The organism is Rhizobiaceae bacterium, from assembly GCA_023953835.1.
Lineage (GTDB): Bacteria > Pseudomonadota > Alphaproteobacteria > Rhizobiales > Rhizobiaceae > Mesorhizobium_G.
Map to the genome: position 1 here is coordinate 386,840 of JAMLJB010000002.1, position 23,795 is coordinate 410,634.

20 protein-coding genes are annotated in these 23,795 nt (G+C 62.4%); 6 read left to right on the forward strand and 14 right to left on the reverse strand.

Annotation, left to right across the window (positions count from 1 at the left end; all coding sequences use genetic code 11):
- Window positions 1-7: 7 nt before the first annotated feature.
- Together M9924_19670 and M9924_19675 are read right to left on the reverse strand one after the other, a co-directional pair.
- Complete coding sequence (locus tag M9924_19670) at window positions 8-1,018, reverse strand: sugar ABC transporter substrate-binding protein (protein MCO5066605.1); 1,011 nt, start codon at window positions 1,016-1,018, stop codon at window positions 8-10.
- 47 nt (window positions 1,019-1,065) lie between these two features.
- A complete protein-coding gene (locus M9924_19675) occupies window positions 1,066-2,034 on the reverse strand; it encodes an ABC transporter permease (GenBank protein ID MCO5066606.1) in 969 nt (322 codons plus the stop codon).
- 347 nt (window positions 2,035-2,381) lie between these two features.
- Here M9924_19675 and M9924_19680 point away from each other — a divergent pair, with 347 nt between their 5' ends.
- On the forward strand, window positions 2,382-3,329 hold the full coding sequence (locus tag M9924_19680; protein ID MCO5066607.1) for an aldo/keto reductase: 948 nt from the start codon (window positions 2,382-2,384) through the stop codon (window positions 3,327-3,329).
- 4 nt (window positions 3,330-3,333) lie between these two features.
- Here M9924_19680 and M9924_19685 read toward each other — a convergent pair whose 3' ends face one another.
- From M9924_19685 to M9924_19700, 4 genes are all read right to left on the reverse strand, one after another.
- Window positions 3,334-4,623: an MFS transporter gene (locus M9924_19685; protein MCO5066608.1), complete on the reverse strand. Its 1,290-nt coding sequence runs from the start codon at window positions 4,621-4,623 to the stop codon at window positions 3,334-3,336.
- Window positions 4,624-4,721: 98 nt separating this feature from the next.
- Window positions 4,722-6,383 (reverse strand): hydantoinase B/oxoprolinase family protein, encoded by a 1,662-nt coding sequence (locus M9924_19690; GenBank protein ID MCO5066609.1) that lies wholly within the window; start codon window positions 6,381-6,383, stop codon window positions 4,722-4,724.
- 8 nt (window positions 6,384-6,391) lie between these two features.
- On the reverse strand, window positions 6,392-8,464 hold the full coding sequence (locus M9924_19695) for a hydantoinase/oxoprolinase family protein (protein ID MCO5066610.1): 2,073 nt from the start codon (window positions 8,462-8,464) through the stop codon (window positions 6,392-6,394).
- A 118-nt stretch (window positions 8,465-8,582) separates the two neighbouring features.
- Window positions 8,583-9,599, reverse strand: coding sequence for a TRAP transporter substrate-binding protein (locus M9924_19700; protein ID MCO5066611.1), 1,017 nt, complete (start codon window positions 9,597-9,599; stop codon window positions 8,583-8,585).
- 126 nt (window positions 9,600-9,725) lie between these two features.
- Between M9924_19700 and M9924_19705 the strand changes: the two genes are divergently transcribed.
- Both M9924_19705 and M9924_19710 read left to right on the forward strand, forming a co-directional pair.
- Window positions 9,726-10,619, forward strand: coding sequence for a LysR substrate-binding domain-containing protein (locus M9924_19705; GenBank protein ID MCO5066612.1), 894 nt, complete (start codon window positions 9,726-9,728; stop codon window positions 10,617-10,619).
- A gap of 215 nt (window positions 10,620-10,834) precedes the next feature.
- A complete protein-coding gene (locus M9924_19710) occupies window positions 10,835-12,694 on the forward strand; it encodes a TRAP transporter large permease subunit (protein ID MCO5066613.1) in 1,860 nt (619 codons plus the stop codon).
- Window positions 12,695-12,705: 11 nt separating this feature from the next.
- Here M9924_19710 and M9924_19715 read toward each other — a convergent pair whose 3' ends face one another.
- The 7 genes from M9924_19715 to M9924_19745 are packed head-to-tail and all read right to left on the reverse strand — an operon-like array spanning window position 12,706 to window position 19,630.
- The gene (locus M9924_19715) at window positions 12,706-13,293 is read right to left on the reverse strand and encodes an HD domain-containing protein (protein MCO5066614.1); all 588 of its coding nucleotides are present in this window, start codon (window positions 13,291-13,293) and stop codon (window positions 12,706-12,708) included.
- Between the two features lie 13 nt (window positions 13,294-13,306).
- Window positions 13,307-14,596: a TRAP transporter large permease gene (locus M9924_19720; protein ID MCO5066615.1), complete on the reverse strand. Its 1,290-nt coding sequence runs from the start codon at window positions 14,594-14,596 to the stop codon at window positions 13,307-13,309.
- Window positions 14,597-14,632: 36 nt separating this feature from the next.
- Window positions 14,633-15,232: a TRAP transporter small permease gene (locus M9924_19725; GenBank protein MCO5066616.1), complete on the reverse strand. Its 600-nt coding sequence runs from the start codon at window positions 15,230-15,232 to the stop codon at window positions 14,633-14,635.
- Window positions 15,233-15,257: 25 nt separating this feature from the next.
- Complete coding sequence (locus M9924_19730; protein ID MCO5066617.1) at window positions 15,258-16,319, reverse strand: TRAP transporter substrate-binding protein; 1,062 nt, start codon at window positions 16,317-16,319, stop codon at window positions 15,258-15,260.
- Between the two features lie 25 nt (window positions 16,320-16,344).
- Window positions 16,345-17,439, reverse strand: coding sequence for a maleylacetate reductase (locus tag M9924_19735; GenBank protein ID MCO5066618.1), 1,095 nt, complete (start codon window positions 17,437-17,439; stop codon window positions 16,345-16,347).
- Window positions 17,440-17,447: 8 nt separating this feature from the next.
- Window positions 17,448-18,635 (reverse strand): D-galactonate dehydratase, encoded by a 1,188-nt coding sequence (locus M9924_19740; GenBank protein ID MCO5066619.1) that lies wholly within the window; start codon window positions 18,633-18,635, stop codon window positions 17,448-17,450.
- A 17-nt stretch (window positions 18,636-18,652) separates the two neighbouring features.
- On the reverse strand, window positions 18,653-19,630 hold the full coding sequence (locus M9924_19745) for a 2-hydroxyacid dehydrogenase (GenBank protein ID MCO5066620.1): 978 nt from the start codon (window positions 19,628-19,630) through the stop codon (window positions 18,653-18,655).
- A gap of 96 nt (window positions 19,631-19,726) precedes the next feature.
- Between M9924_19745 and M9924_19750 the strand changes: the two genes are divergently transcribed.
- Window positions 19,727-20,617, forward strand: coding sequence for a LysR family transcriptional regulator (locus M9924_19750; GenBank protein ID MCO5066621.1), 891 nt, complete (start codon window positions 19,727-19,729; stop codon window positions 20,615-20,617).
- A gap of 10 nt (window positions 20,618-20,627) precedes the next feature.
- Here the strand turns inward: M9924_19750 and M9924_19755 are convergent, their stop codons facing one another.
- Window positions 20,628-21,656: a hypothetical protein gene (locus M9924_19755; protein ID MCO5066622.1), complete on the reverse strand. Its 1,029-nt coding sequence runs from the start codon at window positions 21,654-21,656 to the stop codon at window positions 20,628-20,630.
- 155 nt (window positions 21,657-21,811) lie between these two features.
- Here M9924_19755 and ppk2 point away from each other — a divergent pair, with 155 nt between their 5' ends.
- Window positions 21,812-22,732, forward strand: coding sequence for a polyphosphate kinase 2 (gene ppk2, locus M9924_19760; protein ID MCO5066623.1), 921 nt, complete (start codon window positions 21,812-21,814; stop codon window positions 22,730-22,732).
- A gap of 139 nt (window positions 22,733-22,871) precedes the next feature.
- On the forward strand, window positions 22,872-23,795 hold the full coding sequence (locus M9924_19765; GenBank protein MCO5066624.1) for a hypothetical protein: 924 nt from the start codon (window positions 22,872-22,874) through the stop codon (window positions 23,793-23,795).

Here is a 23,795-nt window from a genome sequence, read left to right on the forward strand (position 1 = left end):
ATGCGGGTTACTGAAGGTCCTTCAGCTCGTAGCAGCTTCCCGCATGCAGATTGTCCTTGGTGACCACGTTGAGCGGCGTATAGAGGATCGCCTTTGTCTCGCCCGCCTTCGGCCTGGTCTGCAGCAGGTACTTGATCATGTTGTTGAGATCGCGCGCCTGCCCCGGAACGTCGAAGCTGATGTCCGCCGTCAGCGAACCGTTGCGGACGTTCTCGCACATGGACTGCTCCGAGCCGCCGCCCGACGACATGACATAGACCTCGCCGGTCTTGCCCGCTTCCTTGACGGCTGCCGCGATGCCCATGTCCTGCACGTCCCAGAAGCCGAAATAGCCGCAAAGGTCGGGGTGCTGCTGCAACACGGTGGTGGCGATGCTCTGCGCCTTGCTGGCGTCCCAGTTCGCCGACTGGTTCGACACCAGCGTGATATCCGAATGCTTGGCCAGCTCGTCCGTGAAGCCCTTGATCTGGTAGGTGCTCGCCGCCGCCGTCAGGTCGCCCTGCATGACCGCGATCTTGCCCGACTTGCCCTTGGCGGGGCTGCACACCTCGGCGAGCCTTGCGGCGGCCAGCGCGCCCATGCCCACCCAGTCCGGCCCGACATAGGCTTCGGTGGCCTGCGAGGAGTTCATGTTGATCTGCAACACATAGATGCCCTCGTCCGCAGCCTTCTTGTAGAGGCGGGCATAGGACTTCACGTCCGGGTTCTGCACGATGATGATGTCCGGCTTCTCGCCGATGGCCGTGGTGATGGCCGAAGCGCCCGCATCCGTCTTCCAGTTCGGATCGCGGATGTCGACGGTATAGCCAAGCTCCTTGGCCTGCTTGTTCAGGGCCGCGCCCCAGCCCTGGGGCAGGTCGAAGCTCATGGACTGCGGCACGAACACGACGCGCGCGCCCTTCATCGCATCGTAGAAGCTCGGCCGGACCGGATCGTCGATGCCCTCGGCAAGGGCCGCTGCGCTGGTGCCCAGCAAAGCGACGCCGATACAGGCGCGCAACACATGTTTGAAAATCATTTGCTTCCTCCAGGTTGGATGCCGGATTGTCCGGCAGTTGAAAAGATTCAGATGTCGCCGTGCTGGGCGGTCTGCTCGTCACGCGGATTGACCAGCGTGTCGATGGTGATGGCCAGCAGGAGAATGAGGCCCTTGATGATGTTCTGGGTGGTGTACTGCACGTCCATGATGGTCATGCCGTTCAGGAGCGTGCCGACCAGCAGCGTGCCGGCCACCACGTTGCGCACCGAACCCTTGCCGCCGTTCAGGCCGATGCCGCCGAGCACCACGACGAGGATGACGTCATAGACGAGCGACGAGGTGGCGATGCGGGTGTTCATGCTGGACACGGCCGCCGCCGTGATGATGCCCGCCGCGAAGGCGACAAGGCTGGAGATCACATATTGCAGCACGATTACCCGCTCGACAGGCAGGCCGATCAGGCGGGCCGCCGCGAAATTGTCGCCGATGGCGTAGATCGTCCTGCCGATCTTGGACTTGCTCAGGAACCAGCTCGCGAGGCCGGCGGTGATCGCGAACAGCACGACCGGCATTGGAATGCCCAGGACGCGGCCCTTGCCGAAAAACTCCAGCCAGGCCGAGTCCTTCGGCAGGTAGATGATGTCGAGCGGGATCATGAATGTCAGCCCGACGCCGTAGACGATGAGGCTGACGGCCAGCGTCGCGAAGAGCGGCGGCACTTTCACATAGGCGATGATGAGGCCGGTCACGAGGCCGACCGCGACCGCGAAGGCAAGGCCCAACATCAGCGAGGGAAGCAGCGGCGCGCCGTCGACGGACATGCTCAGCCCCCACGCGACCGACATGGCCATGACGGAGATAGCGGCAAGGTCGATGCCGCGCCCGATGATGACGAGCGCCATGCCCGTGCCGAGGATGCCGAGCACGGACACGTTGCGGATAAGGGCGATGATGTTTTCGGGCGAGGCAAAGCCGCTCAGGAAGATCGAAAAGCCGACCAGCATCAACAGCGACAGGGCAAAGACAATCGTTTCCTGATGTATAGCTCGGCGCATATGCCTGGCACCCTCCCGATATGCCGCTCGACCTTGTCTCCCGAAGGTCTCTTTCAGCGGGCCGGAAGGTGAAACAATTCCCTTTCAATGAAAATTGCCAATGTGAACGGCTGTATAACACATTGTTATGGGCTGCCGTAACGCATTGCCCGCCGTCCGTTACGGGGTCCGGCGGGCGCGGATTTGAAATGAAGCCGGCGTACAGTTGTCTCGTTCGCCGAACGGAACTATGCTTGCTGCCGCTGTATACACCTCCTGAAACCGCCCCACACTCACGCTCCTGCGATCTGCGAACACCCGGCCGGGCTGCGGCCAAGCGCGACCAGGACACACCAGGACAATGACATATGCAAAAGCGCAGGCTTGGCCGCACATCCCTTGAAATCACGCCGATCGTGTTCGGCGGCAACGTGCTCGGCTGGACGGTCGACGAAAAGCACGCATTCGACCTGCTCGACCGCTTCGTGGCGGCGGGCTTCAACACCATCGACACGGCGGACTCCTATTCGCGGTGGGTTCCGGGAAACAAGGGCGGAGAGTCCGAGACCATCATCGGCAACTGGCTCGCCGCCCGGCGCAATCGCAGTGAAGTCATCATCGCGACGAAGGTCGCCAGCGAGATGGGGGAAGGCAAGGCGGGGCTCGCGCCCGCCTATATCGAAGCGGCTGTCGAGGACAGCCTGCGGCGGCTTCGCACCGATGTCATCGATCTCTACCAGAGCCACTGGCATGATCCGCTGGTGCCCTATGCCGATACGCTCGGCGCGTATCAGAGGCTGATCGAGAAGGGCAAGGTGCGCTTCATCGGCGCGTCCAACCACACCGCCGACCAGTTGCGCGATGCGCTCGACACGGCAGCGGCACAGGGCCTGCCGCGCTACGAATCGATCCAGCCCTCCTACAATCTCTATGACCGCTCGACCTTCGAGGGGCCGCTGCGCGACCTGTGCATCGAGCGCGAGGTGGGCGCCATCACCTATTACGGTCTGGCAAAGGGCTTCCTGTCCGGAAAATACCGCAGCGCGGACGACCTCGGCAAAGGCCCACGAAGCTCCGGCGTCGCCGACTATCTGAACGAGCGAGGCTACAGGATCCTCGCAGCGCTTGACGCGGTTGCGCTCGATCTTGGCGCCCGGCCCGCCGAGGTCGCGCTGGCATGGCTGATCGCCCAGCCCGGCGTGGTCGCGCCGATTGCCAGCGCCACCAATGCCGAGCAGCTTCTCGCCTTCTCGCGGGCGGCGGAGCTTTCGCTATCCCCCGACCATCTTCGCCAGCTCGACGAAGCCTCCGCCTGACGCTTTACGGCGTCGACTCGACGGGAGCGGCGCGCGGCGCTCCCGCGAAAAGGAAGCTCACCGACGACATCATCGCAACGGCAGCGAGGAAGGCGACCGCAAGGCCGTAGTCGCCGGAGCGGTCGACCGCCCAGCCGACGAGTATCGGGGAGACGAATGCGAGCGGCGAGGCGATGGTCGATGCGAGGCCCAATATCTTGCCGAACGAGGCCCTGCCGAAATAATCGCCATAGGCGGAATTGAGCACCGCCGTGCGCGTGCCCCATGTGAAGCCGAAAATGGCGGCATAGGCGAAAAGCCCCGTGGCGGTCCGCAGTTCCATGAGCAGCACCGCCGCCGCCGAGGCGGCCATGTTGAGGGTCAGCAGCGCGTGCTTGGGGTAGCGGTCCCCCGCCATCCCGCCGATGACCCGGCCCAGCATGTTGAACACATTCACCTGCATCAGGACCAGCGCCGCGTTCTCGCGCGAGACGACCGACTCGAAGAACGCGAACTGGTGCACCATGACTGCCGACATCATGGCATTGGCCAGCGCATTGCCCGATGTGAGCAGCCAGAAGGCGCGCGTGCGCACGGCATGGTTCAAGGTGAAGGAGAATTGGCGCGGGGCTGCGCCGGGATGCGCCGCTGCGACGGGATCGCCAGGTTTGTCGCCATCCGGCAGCAATTGCTTCGATTCGGGCGTGTCGCGCATGAAGAGCATGATCGGCAGGCCGAGCACGCCGATCAGGCCGGCTGTCGCCAGCGCCGCGTTGCGCCATCCGAAACTGCCCTGGACCCACACGATCGCCGGGATGAACCAGACCCCCGCGACGGCGAAGCCAAGCACGGCAAGCCCCATCGCGGTCGAGCGGCGGCGGCGAAACCAGTGGTTGGTGACGAAGGCGACCATCAGCAGTCCGGCGAGGCTGTTGGCGACCGCCATCAGCAGACATGCGACGTAGAAGCCTACCAGCGTCTCGATCCGGCTGAACATGACGAATGCGCCGACATAGATCACGACGCCGGCGCTCATCAGGCAGCGCGCACCGAACCTGTCGGCCAGCCAGCCGCTCAGCGGCCCGAGGAGATTGTCCACCTGCTGGAACGAGCGTCCGGCGGCCGTCTGCGCGCTGCTCCAGCCGAACTGGCGTTGCAGCGGCTCGACATAGGTCGACAGGCCCTGCATCGACATGCTGGAAATCATCTGCGCGATGAAGGCGAGCGCAACGATGACCCAGCCGTAAAACGGCAGCCAACCCTTCTTCATCACCGCGCCCCCACCCCCTGCTTCGCCCGAAAGCCCGCCGTCCATGACACGCCGGTGCGGAGTGCCCAAAGTGCTGACGGTGATGTGGAGCTATGTCTGCGGCGTTGTCTTGGATATGTTCGAAGTTCCGCTTTTAGAGCGTTTCATTCGAGGCCGTAAAGGGTCACGGCCTTGGCGCGCGAAATCTTACCCTCCGCGAGGTCCTTTTCCACCGCCTCGCGCAGCCTCAGCGACGGATCGCCATAGCCGCCGCCGCCCGCCGACTGGAGCACATAGCGGTCGCCCTTGTTGACCCGGTAGCTGAGCATCGGCATGGTCGGCACAATCTCCTCGTTGCCATCGGTCCGGACAATCATCTGCATGGACGGCGCGCCCGCGCTTCCGCCCGCAATGCCATAGGGCGGATGGGCGCGCCGGTCGTTGCGCAACGTCAGGAGAAGGTTGTCCTCCGTGAACACATATTCGCGCCGGAACGCCAGCCCGCCGCGAAACTCCCCGTCGCCGCCCGTATCTTCCACGAAGCCGTAGGAGAGAATTTCGATGGGCATCTGGGATTCGATCAACTCGATGGGCTGGTTCGAGATATTACCAAGGAGGTTGGACACGCCCTCAAGCCCGTCCTTGCCGGAACGCGCGCCCCATGCGCCGACGATGAGTTCGTTGTGCACGAAGGGCTTGCCGCCGCTCACCCCGCCGAGCGCGATCATGGAGGGGCCGCCTTCCGAGCCTGCAATCACCCGTTCCGGGACGATGGTCGCAAGCGCGCGCATGATGGTGTCGAAAACGCGGAAGCCGACGACGCCGCGGGCGCTGCATGCCGCCGGCCAGACCGGGTTGACGAGGCAGCCGTCGGGCGCGACCACCTTGATTGCGCGCATATATCCCTCGCAATTCGGGATGTCGTCGCCGATCAGGCAGCGAAGCGCGCAATAGCTGGCGGCCTCGGTGAGCGCGATGGGGCAGTTGATGCCCGCCTGTATCTGCGGCGAGGTGCCGTCGAAATTAATGGTCAGGCCCGGTCCCGACACGGTGATCGTGGCGCGTATGCGAAGCGGCTCCGGCGCGTCGCCCACGCCGTCGATAAAATCCACCCCTTCATAGGTGCCGTCCGGTATGTCGCGGATCGCGGCTTCCATCGCCCGATGGCTGAGGCTCTGCATGTGATCGAAATAGACCTGCAACTGCTCGTGGCCGTAGCGGCGGACCAGTTCCAGCAGGTTCTTCTCAGCGATGTTGCAAGCCGATATCATGGCGCGCATATCGCCCGTCACCTCGTCGGGGCGGCGCGTGTTCTTCTCGATGATGGCGAGCACCGCCTCATTCGGCCTGCCCGCGTCGTGCAGGCGGCACAGCGGCAGGCACAGACCTTCCTGCAATATGTCCACCGCCTGGATCGCTACGCTTCCGGGTACGAGGCCGCCGACATCCGTCTGGTGGGCAAGGGCCGCGCCGAACCCGCACAGCACGCCCTCGCGAAACACCGGCTTGATGATGAACACGTCGGGCAGGTGCTGGCCGCCCGCGCCATAGGGATCGTTGCCAATGAAGAGGTCGCCTTGGGTGAGCGTCTCGCCATAGGTTTCAATCAGCCTGCGCATGATGCCCGGAAACGAGCCCAGTTGGGAGGGAAGCGTCAGCCCCTGCGCCACGACAAGACCCTTGCAGTCGCAGACGGCGGTTGAGAAATCCATCGTATCGCGGACGACCGGCGAATAGGCGGTGCGCATGATGACCAGCGCCATCTCGTCCGCGATGGACGAGACCGCGTTCTGGACGACTTCCAGCGTGATTGGATCGAAACGCATTTCCACGTTCATGCCGACTGCCCCAGATTGACCTGCACGTTGAAATCCTCGTCGAGCCGTGCGCTCGCAGACGGCGGCACGACGATAGTCGTGTCGTAGTCCTCGATCACCAGCGGCCCGCGCCGGTCGGAAGCGCCCAGATTGCCGCGCGTGATGATGGGGGTGGCGATTTCGCCGAACCTGTCGAAATAGACGTTTCGCGCGCGCGCGGGAGCAGCGCTTTCCTGCCGGAAGCTCAGCCGCGTCGCGTTGCGGGCGCGCCGCACCCTCAGGCGCGCGCTGACGATCTCGACCGCATCCCGGTCGGACATATGGCCGTAGGTGCGGCGGTGCTCCTCGTTGAACCGCGACCGCAGCGCGTTGAGGTCATCCGCGTCGACGAGCGGCGTGGTCAGCTCATATCCCTGTCCCGCATAGCGCATGTCGAGGAAGAAACGCCCGTCTCGCGCGATGCTTTCGGCGTCCACCCAGTCCGCCTGCCGTGCAAGAGCCGCGCGCAGCCTGTTGCGCACATCGCCGAAATCGAAAGCGTCTTCACCGCTCTTGAGCGGGATCACCACCTCCTCCTCCGTGTCGGCCACGGCAAGCCCGAGCGCGCTGAACACACCCGCCGTCGGTGGCACCACGACCTTGCGGATGCCCAGCGCCTCGGCGACCGTCGCCGCGACGACCGGGCCGTTGCCGCCGAACGCGACCATGGTGAATTCGCGCGGATCGCGCCCGCGATAGGTGGTGACCGCCTTGACAGCTCGCGTCATCGTGGTCGCCGCAACCGCAAGAACGCCGCTCGCCGCCTTGTGCACGTCGACGCCGAGCACATCGGCGACCCGTTCCTTCATCGCCTTGTGCGCGCTGGCCGCATCGATCTCGATAGCGCCACTCGCGAGCGCGACCGGGTTCAGGTAGCCGAGACACAGGAACGCGTCGGTCAGCGTCAGTTGCGTGCCGCCACGCCCGTAGCAGATCGGCCCCGGTGAGGAGCCAGCGCTATGCGGCCCGACCGTGAGCCGCCCGAGGCCGTCGAAGGCCACGAGGCTGCCGCCACCCGCGCCGATTTCCGACACGTCGATGAATGGAAACCGGATCGGATGCCCGCCCCCCTTGATGAGGCGGCTGGACAGGCTGATGCCCGCCCCGATCTCATATTCGGTGGTCCGCGCCGGGTCGCCGTTCTCGATCAGCGCCGCCTTGGTGGTGGTGCCACCCATGTCGAAGGTGATGAAGTTCGCCATTTCGGCTGCGTTGGTGGATATTTTCGCGCAGGCGACGACGCCCGCCGCCGGACCGGATTCCACCAACGAGGCGGCGCGCGCCACTGCGAACTCGATGTCCGTCGTGCCGCCGCTCGAATGCATCATCTGCACCGGGCAGTTGACGCCGAGTGCTCGCAGCCTTTGCAGCAGGCGCGCCGCATAGGATTTCAGCAGCGGGCCGACATATGCGTTCACGCAGACCGTCGAGGTGCGCTCGTACTCGCGCGATTCAGGAAGAAGCTGCGATCCGCAGGTGATGTAGCAATCGTCGCCCAGCATCTCGCCAAGGATCGCCACCGCGCGCCGCTCATGCGCGTCGTTGATATAGGCGTGCAGAAAACTGACCGCGACCGCATCGACCGACGCCTTCCTGAGTTCTTCGCCGACGCGTCGCACGTCGTCCTCGTCGAGCGCGGTGCGTATATCGCCGCTCGCCGCGATGCGCTCGCGAACCTCGAAGCGAAGGTTGCGCGGTATCAGAGGCTCAGGCTTGTCGTAGAAGATCTTGTACAGAACCGGAATGCGCAGCCGCCGGATTTCCACGATGTCGCGAAAGCCGGCTGTCGTCACCAGACCGACCTTCGCCCCCTTGTTCTCCAGCACGGCGTTGGTCGCCACCGTCGTCGCGTGGACCACCTCGACGACCTGCGCGGCGCGGATTGAGCCGGCGGCAAGGAAGGACTCGACGGCGGTCGCCACGCCCTCGCTGTAATCATGCGGAGTGGTCGGCGACTTCCAGGTGGTGACGGTGCCGGATGAACACAGGAGCACGAGATCGGTGAACGTGCCGCCTATGTCGATGCCAAGCGTGTAGGTCTTGTCTGTCATCATTTCCTGTGTCTGGTTCGCAGCGAGGCGCGACACGGCAGCGGTGATCCGCTGCCGCGCGAACGGCTCGCGATGGTCCGGCAATCCTCGATGGGCGCGTGGACGGCGCCCGACCCGGTCAGCCCAGCTTGCCCACCGATTCCTCAAGCAGCGCCCAAGGCTTCTCGCCATATTCGGCGGCCCAGCGCTGATAGAAGCCGCTGTCCTTCAGCTTTGCGCGGAACAGCTCCGGGTCCGTCTCGTTGAAGACGACGCCCTGGCCCTCGATCTTGGTGCGCAATTCGCTGTTGAGCCGCGCAACTTCCTGACGCTGCTTCATCGCCTCGTCATTGATGATGTCGCCGACCAGCTTGCGCATGTCGTCCGGAAGGCCCTTCCAGGTGTTGCCATTGGCAACCACCCACGACCCGTCCCAGACATGGTTGGTCAGCGAAATGCGCTTCTGCACCTCGGCATATTTCACGCTGTCGAACAGCACGAGCGAGTTTTCCTGCCCGTCCACCACGCGCGTCTGCAACGCGGTGTAGACCTCGGCAAGGTTCATGCTGACCGGCACCGCACCGAACGCCTCGAACAGCGATACGTAGAGCGGGCTGACAGGCACGCGGATCTTGAAATTGGCGAGGTCGTCAGGGCGGTTGATCTCCCTGTCGCCCGACGAGACCTGCCGGTAGCCATTGTCCCACATGCGCTCCAGCACATGCAGCCCGACCGGCTCGAACTCCGAGCGGATCAGTGCGCCCAGATTGCCGTCCATGGCCTTCCAGACCTCATCATAGCTCGGGAAGGCGAAGCCCATTCCGTTAATCGAGGCGACCGGCACCAGGGTCGAGAGAAGCAGGCCCCCGGTCGTGAAGAAATCGATGCTGCCGGCGCGCACCTGCGACAGGAGCTGCGAATCGCCGCCAAGCTGGCTGTTGCCATAGACTTCCATTTCGACGCGGCCGCCGGATTCGGTCTTGATGCGTTCGGCCGCCGCCACCAGCCCCACATGAAGGGGATGGACCAGCGGAAACCCGTGTCCGAACTTGAGTACGGTTTCGGCGGCCCATGATGGCCGGCTCAATCCGCTGATGATGGTTGCGCCGAGCCCGGCCGCAACAGATGTGTTGAAACTCCGTCTTGAGATACCCACGTTTTCCTCCCGAGAGTGTCTGGCAAGGATGTCAGGGCACCCTCGCAGCATTCAGCATAGGTCGTGGCTGGAGAAGGTCCAATTTTTTATCTTGATCCAGAAATAAGTGCTGCCTATTAAAACAGCGTGGATATCAGACGCCTTCGCTGCTTTCTGGCGCTCGCCGAGGAACTGCACTTCAATCGTGCGGCGATGCGCATGCACATGTCGCAGCCGGCGATGAGCCAGAACATAGCCGAACTGGAAAGCGAGCTTGGCGTAGTGCTGTTGGAACGCAGCCGCCGTTCCGTCAGCCTCACACCCGCGGGCGCGGTTTTCCTTGAGGAAACCCGGCGCATGCTTGAGCGTTTCGACCTTGGCGTGCAACTTGCGCGACAGGTCGCCAGGGGCGCGCGCGGGAATCTCGTCATCGGCGTGACGCAGCCCGCCCTCTTTCTGGTGTTTCCCGAGATACGCCATGCCTTCATGAAGGAACTGCCCGACGTGGTGCTGACCGTGAAGGAACTCCAGACCTCGGATCAGTTCACGGCGCTGCGCGACGGAGACATCCATGTCGGGCTGGGGCACTCCGCGCCGGAGGACGATTTCGCCAGCGAGGTCGTGGCAAAGGTGCCTTTCGATGTCGTGCTGCCGCAGGACCATCCGCTCGCGGAACTGGACGAACTCACGGTCGGCGACCTGTCGCAATGCGATTTCGTTCTCTTTCCCCGCGAACTCGCGCCGGACGCCTATGACGACATCATCGCGGTGTGCAACCGCGCCGGGTTCAGCCCGAAAATCCGGCTGGCCACGTCGCCCGCGCAATCCATCGTCGCCTATGTTTGCGCCGGTTTCGGCGTCGGGTTCATCTCGGCAACGAAGCAGCAAGCAGCAAGGCAGGGCGTGGTCTACCGCAAGCTCGCCGATCAGGCGCCCCTGCTCAGAGTGACGATTTCATGGGACGAGCGCCGCGCATCGCAGGCGGTTACGAGCTTTCTGAAGGTCGCGCGCGAGGTGGGCGCGGGACTGAACCGCATATAGTCAACCAGCTTCTTTGATAAGCTCAGCCTTTCAAGCGATTAGTTAAAATCGTTGGACCTACTTGATAAAGGTCCAATAGCGTCTGGATGGGAGGAGTATGTGTTTCGTCGATTGGCTGGGCCAATCGCGGCAGGGGTCGGTGTCCGGCCTGTTGCCCGTGCGGCGAAGCCCTGATCTCCGATTCGCATGATCGAGGCCGTGTCCGGGAGGGGACCATGGAAATCGAAGCCTACCAGACCGCGCCGGCTCCGCGCCTTTACAGTCCTTTCGCCGTGCGCATGCTGGTGCGTGCCATCGAGGCATTTGCCGCCGCCACGCTGACTGCGATGGTGCTGCTGGTCTTTGTCGCCGTGTTCTTCCGCTATTTCCTGCTGACGCCGATATTCTGGGCGGACGAGGTATGCAGCCTGTTGTTCATCTGGCTTTCGATGCTGGGCGCCGTGATCGCCATCGAGCGCAACGAACACATCAGGCTGACACTGGTGCTGCGCTCGATGCCGCCCGCGATACAGCCCTTCGTCGAGACGCTGGCGCAGGTGCTCGTCGTCACCTTCCTCGCGGCAATGATCGCCCCAGCCTATGAGCATGTGACGAGCGAATGGATCATCCGCACGCCCTCGCTGCGCATTTCCAGCGGCTACCATGTTTCGGCGCTCCTGGCAGGGCTGTTGCTCATGCTGGTGATTTCGTTGGTGCACCTGCTTGCCCGGTGCAGGCCGCGCGACATCCTGCTCGCCCTGCTGACCGTCACCGTTGCAGCCACCCTTCTCTTCTATTTCAAGGATGTGTTCGTTGCGCTCGGCAAGCTCAACATCCTTATCTTCCTCGTGGCGTTCCTGTTCGGCTGCCTCGCGATCGGCGTACCCATCGCCTTCTGCTTCGGCATCGCCACCCTGTCCTTCGTCCTGTTCACCACGCCGCTTTCCGGCGTCATACTCGTCGGGCGGATGGACGAAGGCATGTCCAGCCTCGTGCTGCTCTCGATCCCGGTCTTCGTCCTGCTCGGCTGCATCCTCGACGGCACCGGCATGGGCAAGGCGATCGTCGATTTCCTGTCCTCCATGTTCGGCCATGTCCGCGCGGGCATGTCCTATGTCCTGCTCGGCTCGCTCTATCTCGTGTCCGGCATTTCCGGCTCGAAGGTTTCCGACATGGCAACGGTCGCCCCGGCGCTGTTTCCCGAGATGAAGCGGCGCGGCGTGAAGGAGCCGGAGATGATTGGGCTGCTGTCCACCGGCGCAGTGATGGCCGACACGGTGCCGCCCAGCATCGTGCTCATCGTGCTGGGTTCCGTTGCAGGGCTTTCCATCGCCGACCTTTTCACCAGCGGCTTCGTCATCGCCTTCGTGCTCCTGGTCGCGCTGGCAATCGTCGCGCGCCTGCGCACACGGGGCGAAAAGATGGATGCGGTGCGCCGCCCCACATTCGCGAACATTTCCGCCACACTGAAGATCGCGCTGCCGATCCTGGTGCTGCCCTTCCTGATCCGCGTCGCAGTCGGCGAAGGCATCGCAACCGCCACGGAGGTCTCGACCGTCGCGGTGGTCTATGCGCTCATCATCGGCCATTGGCTCTATGGCGGGCTAACCGTGCGCGGCATTTACCGGATGCTCACCGAAACGGCGGCCATGAGCGGCGCGATCCTGCTCATCATGGGCACATCGTCCGCCGCCGCCTGGGCGCTGACGCATACCGGCTTCGCCAACCAGCTCGGCGCCTTCATGCTCGACCTGCCCGGCGGCTGGATATCCTTCATGGCGATCAGCATCATGCTCTTCGTCGTGCTGGGATCGCTACTTGAGGGCCTGCCCGCGCTGGTGCTGCTCGCGCCGCTGATGTTTCCGATTGCCGCCTCGCTCGGCATCCACGGTATCCAGTACGCCATGGTGGTCGTCGTCGCGATGAACATCGGCCTGTTCCTGCCGCCGGTCGGCATCGGCTTTTACATCGCATGCAGTATCGGCAAGGTCGCGCCGGAAAAGGCCATGCCCGCAATGTGGGTGTACCTGCTGGCGCTGGTGGTCGCGCTCGTGCTGATCGCGTTGGTCCCCGCGATCTCGATTGCCTACCTCTAGGGAAAGGAAAGCTATTCCACGTCGTGGAAGAAGTAGAACGGCTTTTCGCCTGCGCGCATCATCGCGTGGTCGCACACGATATAGTCGGCATAGTGCAGGATATAGGCTTCCCAGCTTCGGCCCGGAAACGGCATGCGCGGCGAATGCGTCGTGACCGTCGCCACCACATGGTGCGGAAAGCCAAGCTCCTTGAGCAACATGCCGCCGACGACGCCGTGCGGAATCTCATGATAGAGCGGCGTACGCACGACATGGCCGTCCTCGCGCACGAACATCAGCGGCTTGTCCACGTCATGGAGAATAAGGATCGGCACCAGAATCTCTGGGTCGACCGAGACGTTCCACTGCTTCTTGACATGTTCGGCGAGGTTCAGTCCGGTCTGCGTGACCTCGTTCACATGGTCGGCCAGCGTATAGTCGAAATCGACCGCGTCCCACGGTGCTTCCTCGATCGTCTTGAAGGGACTGGAACTCCAGGTGCTCTGCCATGCGGTGACTATCTTCTCCCGCGTTTCCGGCGAAACCAGATCGAGGCCGACGAGCCACTTCTCCACCGCCGAGCGCCATGCGTTGCGGCTGCTGTCGATTTTATAGGTCATTGCCATTCCTGCATTAATAGGCGCCCACGGCCTCCGGCAACCACAGGACGATTCCCGGGAACGCGACCATGAGCGCGATGAACACGAACATTGTGAGCACGAAGGGCAGTGCGCCGATGATGACGTCCTTGACGTTGCCGGAATCACGCGTGCCCTGCACCACGAAGAGGTTCATCCCGACCGGCGGGGTCAGGAGCGCGACCTCCATCAGCAGCATCATCAATACGCCGAACCAGACCGTGTTGACGTCGGCGGCCTTCAGCGCCGGAACGATCAGCGGCACGGTGGCGATCAGCATGGACAGCGATTCCATGAACATGCCGAGGATGAGATAGAATATGATCGCAGTGATGATCAGGCCGGTCGGCGACAGGCCCGAGGCCATGAACAGGTCCGTGACGATGCGCGAAAGCCCGACCGAGTTGAGCACGAAATTCAGGAGAAACGCCGCCACCACGATGAAGATCAGCATGGAGGTGACGACCACCGTGGATTCCGCTGCCTCAAGCACCATGCGGAAACTCAGCCGCCGCTGTGAAGCGGCGAGCGCCATGGCCATCACCACGCCGAGCGCGGCGGACTCCGTCGGTGTCGCCCATCCGGCATAGATCGCGCCGATCACCGCGACCACGATCAGCAGTGGCGGCAGGAGTTCGGGCAGGCACCTTATGCGCGCGGCCCAGTCGGTCTTGACGGGCGTACCGCCCCAGGCGGGACGGAAATAGCAGGCTACGACCACGGCAAGAACAAAGAATCCGGCAAGCAGCAGGCCCGGAACGATGCCGGCAAGATAGAGCTGCGGGATGGAGGTTTCGGTCAGCACGCCGTAGAGGATGAGCGGAATGGACGGCGGAATGAGTATGCCCAGCGTGCCGCCGGCGGCTATGGTGCCGAGGAACAGACGTTCATTGTATTTGTAGCGTGGAATCAACGGGTTCGCGACCTTGCCGAGCGTTGCCGCGCAGGCCACGCTCGAACCGCTCATGGCGGCGAACACGGTCGAGAAGCCGAGATTGGCATGCATCAAGCCGCCCGGCAGCCGCGACATCCATTGCGCGATTGCGTGATACATGCGTTCGCTGATGCCGCTGCGCAGCAACAGCTCGCCGAGCAGGATATAGAGCGGGATCGCGAACAGGGTGAATTCGCTGGCCGAACCCCAGGCGAGTTCGCCGAACACGATGCTCAGCGGCATCGGGGAAAACAGCCAACCCAGCAGCAAGGCGAGCAGGATCAGGGCAGCGGCGACCGGTATGCCCGCCGCCAGGAATGCCAGCAAGAGACTGATTGAGGTCGCGATCATTCACGTGGCCTTTGAAGTCGGAGCAAGGTTTCCATCCTACCCGGTGGTTTCCAGGACGGACTTCTGTTCCTCGACCTCTTCCTGCACCGAGCGCGGGCCGATCAGCAGATGCGCCGCGCGGTAGTTGCGCTTCCACATCGCAAGGCAGCCGGCGACCGCAACGGCAATGGAAGTCAATGTCAGGAACAGCAGGCCGGCGAACCACAACCCTTGCGGTATCGCGAGCGGAACCGCCAGCGGCGTCATCGAATGCGAATCGAGCTGCACGGTGCGTGCGAAGGGAAAGTAGGCGAACCATGTCAGCATGGCGCATGCGAAGGCAAAGGCCAGGCTGGCAACGACGTCCGCCGCCCTGCCCAGTGCACGCGGCAGCATGATCTGCAACGTGTCGATGCGAACATGGGTGCGCGCGATGAGCGCCGATGCCGCACCCCAGACGGAGATGACCGCAAGAACATAGCCGGAAATCTCGCCCACCCCGCCTTCCAGCAGCGAGTAGTTGAATAGTTTCCTGACGACCACGTCGATGGCGATCAATATCGCCATGACGACGACAACCAGACCGCAAATCCGTGTGGCGAAGGTCGCCACACGGGTGATGATCGACAGGGGACCCGGCTCGTTCAGTGCGGCCATTCTCTCACCATATCAGCTCGTGGACTCAGATCTGGTCGAGAGGGATCTCTATCCCGACCACTTTGCCCACAGTATCATTCCATTGCGCGGCGCATTCCTTGCCACAACGCTTCGCCCATTGGACCACGATATTTTCCTTGGCGATGGTCTTGAGCTTTTCCTTGTCGGCATCCGAAACCGGAACCAGCGTCATTGCCGCCTTCTTGCCGAGCGTGCAGGGGTCCTTGCCGGTGTTGCAGCTCACGCCTTCATTATGCGCCTGCTCGCCGATTTCCCAAAGCCGCTTGTCGAGGTCCTTGAACTGCTCTTCAAGGAACGCCTGCAATTCGGGCGAAAACGCCTTCCAGGAATTCATGTTGGCCGACTGGTAGGAAATGCCCCAGTTGACCGGCAGCGGGTAGAGATATTTCGTCACTTCCGCCCAGCCTGACGTGTTGCCACTCAGGCTGCCCGTGATCGCGCAGTCGAAAACGCCGCGCTGGAGGCTCGGCACCACTTCCGCAAACGGCGTCGTTACCGGAGAGCCGCCAAGCGCGGTGATCATGTCGCCCATGGTGCGGCTGTTGACGCGCACCTTCTTGCCCTTGATGTCGTCCAGGCCGGAAATCTGGTCGCGGCACCAGAAGACAAGGCCGGGATTGGGGGAAAGTCCGAGCAGCTTGGTGTTGAACTTCGTCTCCATCACCTTGCCCATGACCGGAAGCCATGCATCGCAAGCCTTGTGGACCGTCTCGACGTCGGGCGAAATTCCCGTCAGGTCGCATCCCTCGAAGATCGGATCGTCGCCCGCGAGCTTGGCGATGTCGGTCGAGGCGAAATCCGCCACGCCGGCCTCGGAAAGGCGCAGCAATTGCTGCTCCTTGATGCCCATCACGTCGTAATTGTTGTACTCGACCGTGATCGCATTCTTCGAACGCTCGGGAATGTCCACGGTCCAGAACGGCTTCTCGACTTTCTGCGTCTGCACGCCCGAGCTGAAATTGCCGAGCACGCGCAATGTGGTCTTGGGCAGGTCCTGTGCGAAGGCGGACGTGCCTAGCAGCACGGCCGCGCAAATTCCGAAAATGCTGGCTTTTCTGAAAGTCATTTCATTCCTCCCTTGGAGCTTACGTTTAAGATAGTTTCGTTCCGGGACGTTTTCCCGCGAAGGTATTCTCCAGAATTTCATATGCGACCTCTTCGGTGACCGGCACGGGATTCAAGCCGTTGTCGGTCTCCGCGGTAATGCGCGCGGTGCGGCGAAGCTCCTCTTCGTCGAAGCCGATTTCCTTCAGGCTGGTCGGCAAACCCGTTTCGACCAGAAGGTCGTAGATCGTGCCGCCCACGTCGCGCGTGCCGAGCGCATCGCCGATCCTCTGGAGTTCGGGAGCATAACGCGCGTTGAAGGCGGCGACATGCGGCAGGACGAGCGCATGGGACAGGCCGTGCTCGATGTTGTAGGAGCCGCCGAGCGTGTGGGCGACGCCGTGCTGGAGGGCAAAGCCGCCCGTCAGCGCCGCACCGGCCAGATAGGCGCCGTAGAGCAGTTCGGAGCGAGCCGCCACATCCTGCGGCGTGCGGATCACCCGGCGCAGGCCCTCGACCACAGCCCGAGCGCCATCGACGGCGGCCCATTTGATGACCGGGCTGGCGGTCTTGAGGTAAATCGCGTCGACGCAGTGGGCAAGCGCGTTCATCGCGCTCGCCGCGCTGACGCGCAAAGGCAGGCCGACCGTCAGTTCCGGGTCATAGATCACGGTCGAGGCCAGCATGTTCAGGCTGGTGTGCATACGCTTCACGCCATCGATGGTGATGCCGCAGAAGCCGGTCATTTCCGAACCCGAATAGGTCGTGGGAATTGCGATGATCGGCAGCGCAAGCTCAAGCGATATGCCCTTGCCGAGGCCGATGGACGCGCCGCCGCCAACGGATACGAGGCAGTCCGCGCCCATTTCGCGCACCTTTTCCCTGCCCCGTATCGCCAGCTCGATGGGAACCTGCGAAATCGCTTCCGGCAGCAGGCCGACGCAGGCGCTTCCAAGCGCCTTTGCGACCTCATTGGCGAATTCGCTCCTGCCGGGCGTGCTCAGCACGACCACCTTGCTGCGGGACAGGCGGGCGACTTCCTCCGCGACGCGGTGGCGTGTTCCGGGTCCGAACACGATGCGCGGGGGCGTTGCGTTGTAAACGCCGCCCGGAAGCTCGAACGAAATTGTACCCTCGGCCATCGAATTCCTCACCAGTCTACAATCGTACCGTCAGGCAGCACCGCGCCTTGCGTGTGCATCACCTCCGGCTTGAACGGATATTTCGCGGCGGCCTTTTCGTTCACCTCCACGCCGAGGCCCGGCGCATAGGGAATTTCCCAGGAATTGCCGACGCGCTTCATCGGCGTCGAGACCACCTCGTCGTACCAGGGGACCGCGCCCGACATTTCCTCCTGGATGACGAAATTGGGCGTGGACACGTCGAAGTGCAGCGCGGCTGCGCCGGCAATCGGGCCGTTCGGATTGTGCGGGGCAACGCCCATGAAGGCCTGTTCCGCGGCAGCCGCGATGCGCTTGCCTTCCAGTATGCCGCCTGTGTGGTTGAGGTCCGGCTGGAGGATGTGCACGGCCTTTTGCTGGAACAGCGGCTCGAACTCCTTGTAGCCCACCAGCCTTTCGCCCGACGCGATGGGGCATCCCGCGCGCTCGGTCACCATGCGCAGCGCGTCCGTGTCGCCGGGTATCACCGGCTCCTCGCAGAACATCGGGCGGTAAGGGACCAGTTCCTCGATATATTGCAGCGCGCCCGCAATCGAGGCCGGCCGCCCGTGGAAGTCGATCATGATGTCGACGCCTTCGCCGACGGCGTCGCGCAACGTTTCCATCATCTTGCCGACATGGCGGCGCGAGGGGATGTCCACCGAGAAATGCGAATAGGGAATGAACACGACCTTGAGCGCGTCATAGCCCATCTCGACGACGCGCAGCGCCTTGTCGCGCAGTCCGCCGGGGTCGAAGGTCTCGTAGACGGACTTCATGTCGCCGAGCCCAAGATGCGTGTAGACGCGTATCCTGTCATGCGTCTTGCCGCCGATCAGCCGCCACACGGGCAGGTCGAGGCTCTTGCCGAAAATGTCCCACAGCGCATGCTCGATACCGCTGACCGCCGTCGCCCCGATGATGCCGAGTCGATAATAGGAATGCTTGTTGAGGATGCGCAGGATCTGCTCGATGTCGCGCGGGTCCTTGCCGATGATGAGCGGAGCGAGGTCTTCCACGGCGCCGGTCACGGCGCGGGTCTTCCAGTTCAGGCTGGCCTCGCCCCAGCCATAGAGACCGTCCTGGTCGGTCTCCACCTTGACGAAAATCCAGTTGCGCATCTCCGCATTGACCACGAGCGTCTTGACGGCGGTTATGCGTATGGGGTGTTCACTCATTCCAGGGGCCTTCGTAGCTATTGGGCCTTCGCCGGGCGGACCACGTTGAGCCGTGGCTCGCCCCGCAGCAGGCGGTCGATGTTCGCGGCGATGAAGCGGTAGCGCCGTCCGGGCAGCGCGGTGGTCCATGCCGAGGAATGCGGCGTGCAGACCGCGTTGGGCAGCGCGGTGAAATCGAACCGCGACGGCGCGACCCGGTCATCCGCGCCGGTCGGATACGCATACCAGACGTCGAGCACGGCGCCCGCGATCACGCCCGTCGAAAGCGCCTCGTAGAGTGCCTCCTCATTCACGATCTCGGCGCGCGACACATTGATGAGCACGGAGGATGCGGGCATCAGCGACAGTTCGCGCCTGCCGATCAAACCCTTTGTCGTTTCCGTCAGCGGGCAGGTCACCGCGCAATAATCGACCTGCGGCAGCAGCCGGTCGATCTCGGCCGGTTTCAGTATCTCGTCGGCCAGCCCGTCGCCGGGATCGTATATGTCGAGCGCAAGCACCCGCATCCCGAACGCCTTGGCGCGCGCCGCGATTGCCCGGCCGATGCGCCCAAAGCCGATGATGCCGAGCGTCTTTCCGTAGATTTCGCCGTGCGGGACGCGGGCGCGATAAATGTCGGACCAGGTCTCGGCGGACATGGAGCGCCGCAGCTCGTCCGGGCGGATTTCCCAGCTGAGCATCTGCGCCAGCACATATTCGGCGATGGCGATTTCATGCTCGAAAACGTTGCAGACCTCGATTGAGGGATCGAGCGCGGCAAGGTCGATGCCGTCCAGTCCCGCGCCCGGCACATGCAGCATGCGGAAAGGCGGAAGCCCGCCGTCCGCGCGCTTGAGCCTCAGCGAAACGACGATGTCGTCCTTTTCGATCAGATGGTCCCAGTCCGGCTGATAGGCCGCCTCGCGCGGCAGCGTTTCGATGGCGACAGGGGAGGAGAGGGCTTCGGAAAGCCTGCCTTTATGGTTCGCGGCTTCGCCAACCAACAGAATTTTCATTGCGCTCCTCCCTGATCGCCAGCCTAGGAACGCGGTTGGAACAAGAAAGTCCAATTATTTATCTTGATTTTCTAATCTCGAATGCTAATTACAGACATGGAACGGCGTCGTCTCGTCAGCTTTCTCGCGCTCACCGAGGAACTTCATTTCCACCGGGCGGCAGCGCGCTGCCACATCACGCAGTCGGCACTTAGCCAGCAAATCATGCAGTTGGAGGCCGAGCTTCAGGTGCGGCTGGTGAACCGCACCAAGCGCAGCGTTTCTCTGACGCGCACGGGCGAGGTGTTCGCGACGGAGGCGCGCAAGATCGTGCGCTCCATGGACGAGGCGGCCAAGCTTGCGCGGCAGGCAGAGTCCGGCACCATCGGTCGGCTGGTCGTGGGCGCCACCGCGCCCGCCATGTTCACCGTGCTGCCGGAAATCGTCACCGCGTTTTGCGCTGACATGCCAAATGTCGAGATCGCCGTGCGCAACCTGACGACGGCGGAGCTGGAACAGGCGCTCAGCCGGGGCGAGATCGACGTCGGCATCGTTCACCCGCCGCTGGACGACAAGGAGCTTGTCTGCCACGACATCGCGACGCTGCCGTTCGACCTCGTATTGTCGGAAAGCAATCCGCTCAGCGCGCGCAAGGAGCTGCGGATGGGCGACCTCGTAAACGAGACGCTGATCCTGTTTCCACGCCAGATCGGGCCGCAGCTCTATGATCGCATTATCGGCCTGTGCCTCGACCAGGGTTTCAGCCCGCGCAGCATCATCGAGATGACGCCAGCCCAGTCGATCATCTCGATGGCAGCATGCAATCTCGGCGTCGGCTTCATCGCCTCTCGCCTCCAGCACTTCACGCGGCCGCAGGTGACCTATCGCCGGATCGTCGATCCGACGCCGAGCTTCATGCTGGGCATCGCGAGCCGTGCGGAAGTGGGAACGGTCGCGCTCCAGCGCTTCGTGAACCTTGCGATCGAGATCGGCGGCAAGGCGAGCTAGACTCCATGACCTAAAGCCGAAGCTTTACGCCTGCCCACCTGAGAAACCAGTAGAACAGCGCCGTCGCGCCTACCCCGAGCAGCACCGCCAGCAGCGAGCCTGACCCCGTTTCAGTGAACGGCAGCCCTGCCGTGTTCATGCCGAATATGCCGACGACCAGCGTTCCCGGAAGCAGGAAGGCGCTCATCACCGCCAGCGCCCGCAGGCTGCGATTGGACTCGTCGGCAAGTTCGGCGGAAAGCTCTTCCTGCAACAGCCGCGCGCGGTCGTTCACCGACATCACTTCGAGATCGAGCTGATCCAGCCTCCCGGCGAGACGGCGCAGCATGTCCTGCGCTTCTTCCGACAGTTCTCCGTCCGGGTCCTGGTCCCGAAACAGCGCCGCAAGCGCCGAAATCGGGCGGTGCAGCGAAACTGACAGCCGGCGCACCTGCTTCAGGATGCGCCTTTCGTCCGCCAGCCGTTCCATCACCAGATGGTCCTCGACCTCGTCAAGCTGGGCCGCCGCCTCGGCAAGCCGCCGCCCCGCATTGCGGCCAAAGGCGGCGATGATCGCCTCGAACAGGTCGAAGGCGCTGCCGGGCCGCAATTTGCCGGCCGCGAGCGCGGATTGCACTTCCTTGACCGAGGCCAGCGTGTGGCGGCGGCCCGTCACCAGCAGGTGCTCCGTAACCGCGAAATGCAGATGGCCGATCGTACTGGAGGTCTTTTCCATCTCGCCGTGCAGTTCCGGCGCGATCCCATGCACCACCCCGTCTTCATGGTCGAGCAGGAAACCTTGATCGTGCCCCTCCAGCACCGCGCAGGACGCCTTCGGCAGCGCGCACATTGTTTCGAGCCAACCATGGATGCGCTGGTCGACCAGATCGACATGCAGCCACACCCAGCCCTGCCTTTCTGCGAGGGCTGCGGGAATTTCCTCGGCGGTCAGGCGCTTTGCGGCTTGTGACGGCACACCCCCGCGAAACGCCCAGACCAGTCCGGGCGCTGTGCCCTGGTCGTTGTCCGTCAGCAGTTTCAGGTGGGAGGTCCTGTCCATTCGGCGCTTCCGTTTCCGGCGTTTTATGACGCGAGGGTGAAGCTGATGTGACATTCTCCGGCGCGGGTTGGCTCATTGTCGTGAGCCTGTCGCAAACGGGTTGGACAATGGCCGCCGAAAGGCGCGGCATGGCGCGCCGGAACAGGATGGACGAGATGGACGGCGACAGTGTGAAAAGCGGAGCGGCGGCGTGGCTCAAGGCCGAGCTGGAGGATACGCTCGACGAGGATTTCGAGCTTGAGCTTTCCGAACCGGCGCTGTCGCTCGAACTGGCGCGCATCTACAAGCAGGCGCACCCGGACGCGCTCGACCGCCACGTCTATTTCGAGGAACTGATCCGGCTCCAGTCGGAACTGATCAAGCTTCAGGACTGGGTCTCATACAAAAAGGAAAAGATCGTCATCCTGTTCGAGGGGCGCGATTCCGCAGGCAAGGGCGGAGTCATCAAGCGCATCACGCAGCGGCTCAACCCGCGCATCGTGCGCGTCGTCGCGCTGCCCGCGCCGAGCGACCGCGAAAAGACGCAATGGTATTTCCAGCGCTATGTGCCGCACCTTCCAGCAGGCGGCGAGATCGTGCTGTTCGACCGCTCATGGTACAACCGCGCGGGCGTCGAGCGCGTAATGGGCTTCGCCAATGGCGAGCAGGTCGAGGACTTCTTCCGCGACGTGCCCGAATTCGAGCGCATGCTGCTGCGCTCCGGCATAAGGCTCGTCAAATACTGGTTCTCGATCACCGACGAGGAGCAGCAATTGCGGTTCATGATGCGCATCCACGACCCGATGAAGCAATGGAAGCTGTCGCCGATGGACCTCCAGTCGCGCGTGCGCTGGGAGCAATACACCAAGGCCAAGGAGGAGATGTTCGCACGCACCAGCATACCTGAAGCGCCGTGGTACATCGTAGAGGGCAACGACAAGAAACGCGCGCGGCTGAACTGCATCGACCACCTGCTGCAACAGATCCCCTACGAGCCGGTGCCGCATGACGAGATCACGCTGCCCGACAGGGTGTTTAATCCTGAGTATGAGCGGGAGATATTGCCGCGAGAACTCTACGTTCCGCAGAAATACTAGCGCGGCACAGGCCGATTGACCCCAATATTATAATATGCGATTTCTCTTATATTAAGGCAATGCTCACTGTGTCTGAGCTTTGCGGCGGAAAGCCTTTTTCGGACGGAACCGCCGCTAAGGGACTATGAGGTCGTGGAATATGGGGCTTTCCTGTCACTGTATTCGTTACAATAGCAGCGTCATCGACATAAACGGCGTAGAGAGACGGCGGCCAACCACTGCCCAGGCCGGGTGCTGCAGTCTGATCTACAAGAGAGACGGCATCTTCGCGAGAACGAAGAAGATACGCGGGCTCAATGAGCAGGGAGGAACGTCAAGCTTTTTCCATACTGATGTACCCTTCAAGGCGGAGATCATTATAGACAGCAGGTCAAATCCAAAGACGATCTATGTCAACACCAGGATGAAAATTATCAATTCAACTGCGAATACAGATCTACATCGCCATAATCGGCATATCACCGATGAGTCGGTACGTATACTGACAAGCAATCTTATTAATTCTATAAAGCGGTTTTGGAATAACACCTACCGATTGAGAATCGAAGACAAGAAATGCGGTGAGCGTATCTTTGACGTCGAGTTCAATCCGATCTTCACGGACTACAGACCGCATTATAAAGTTAACTGTGTTAACGTTCTTGATAATAGCAATATAAATCCACTTGCGGAATACTTCAGATCAATTGTTCTTGGTATCGATCTAAAATACATCTCTAAATTCGAAATGACTCTCAATTTGGGCGTCCATAACCTCGAAACTGTTTTTTCCCATGAATATGGACATATCGTTGGAAATGCAGATGAATATCCGGAAGACAATCGCCTTTTCGTACGATATGAACACCTCAATGGCCGCGAAGAAATCCACTACATGCCTCTTGAACTGATGGGAGATTGGACAGCATCTGGAGCTTATGCCCGGCCGAAGCGCTACGTCCTTCCTGTCGGCTATGCAGTGGTTAAAGTACTAAGGCATTTTGGGGTCGAGGTTACAGACATGGAGCCTATGTCCAGGAATGATCCAGATGAATTCCGCAATCTCATCCACGACAAGTGGTAG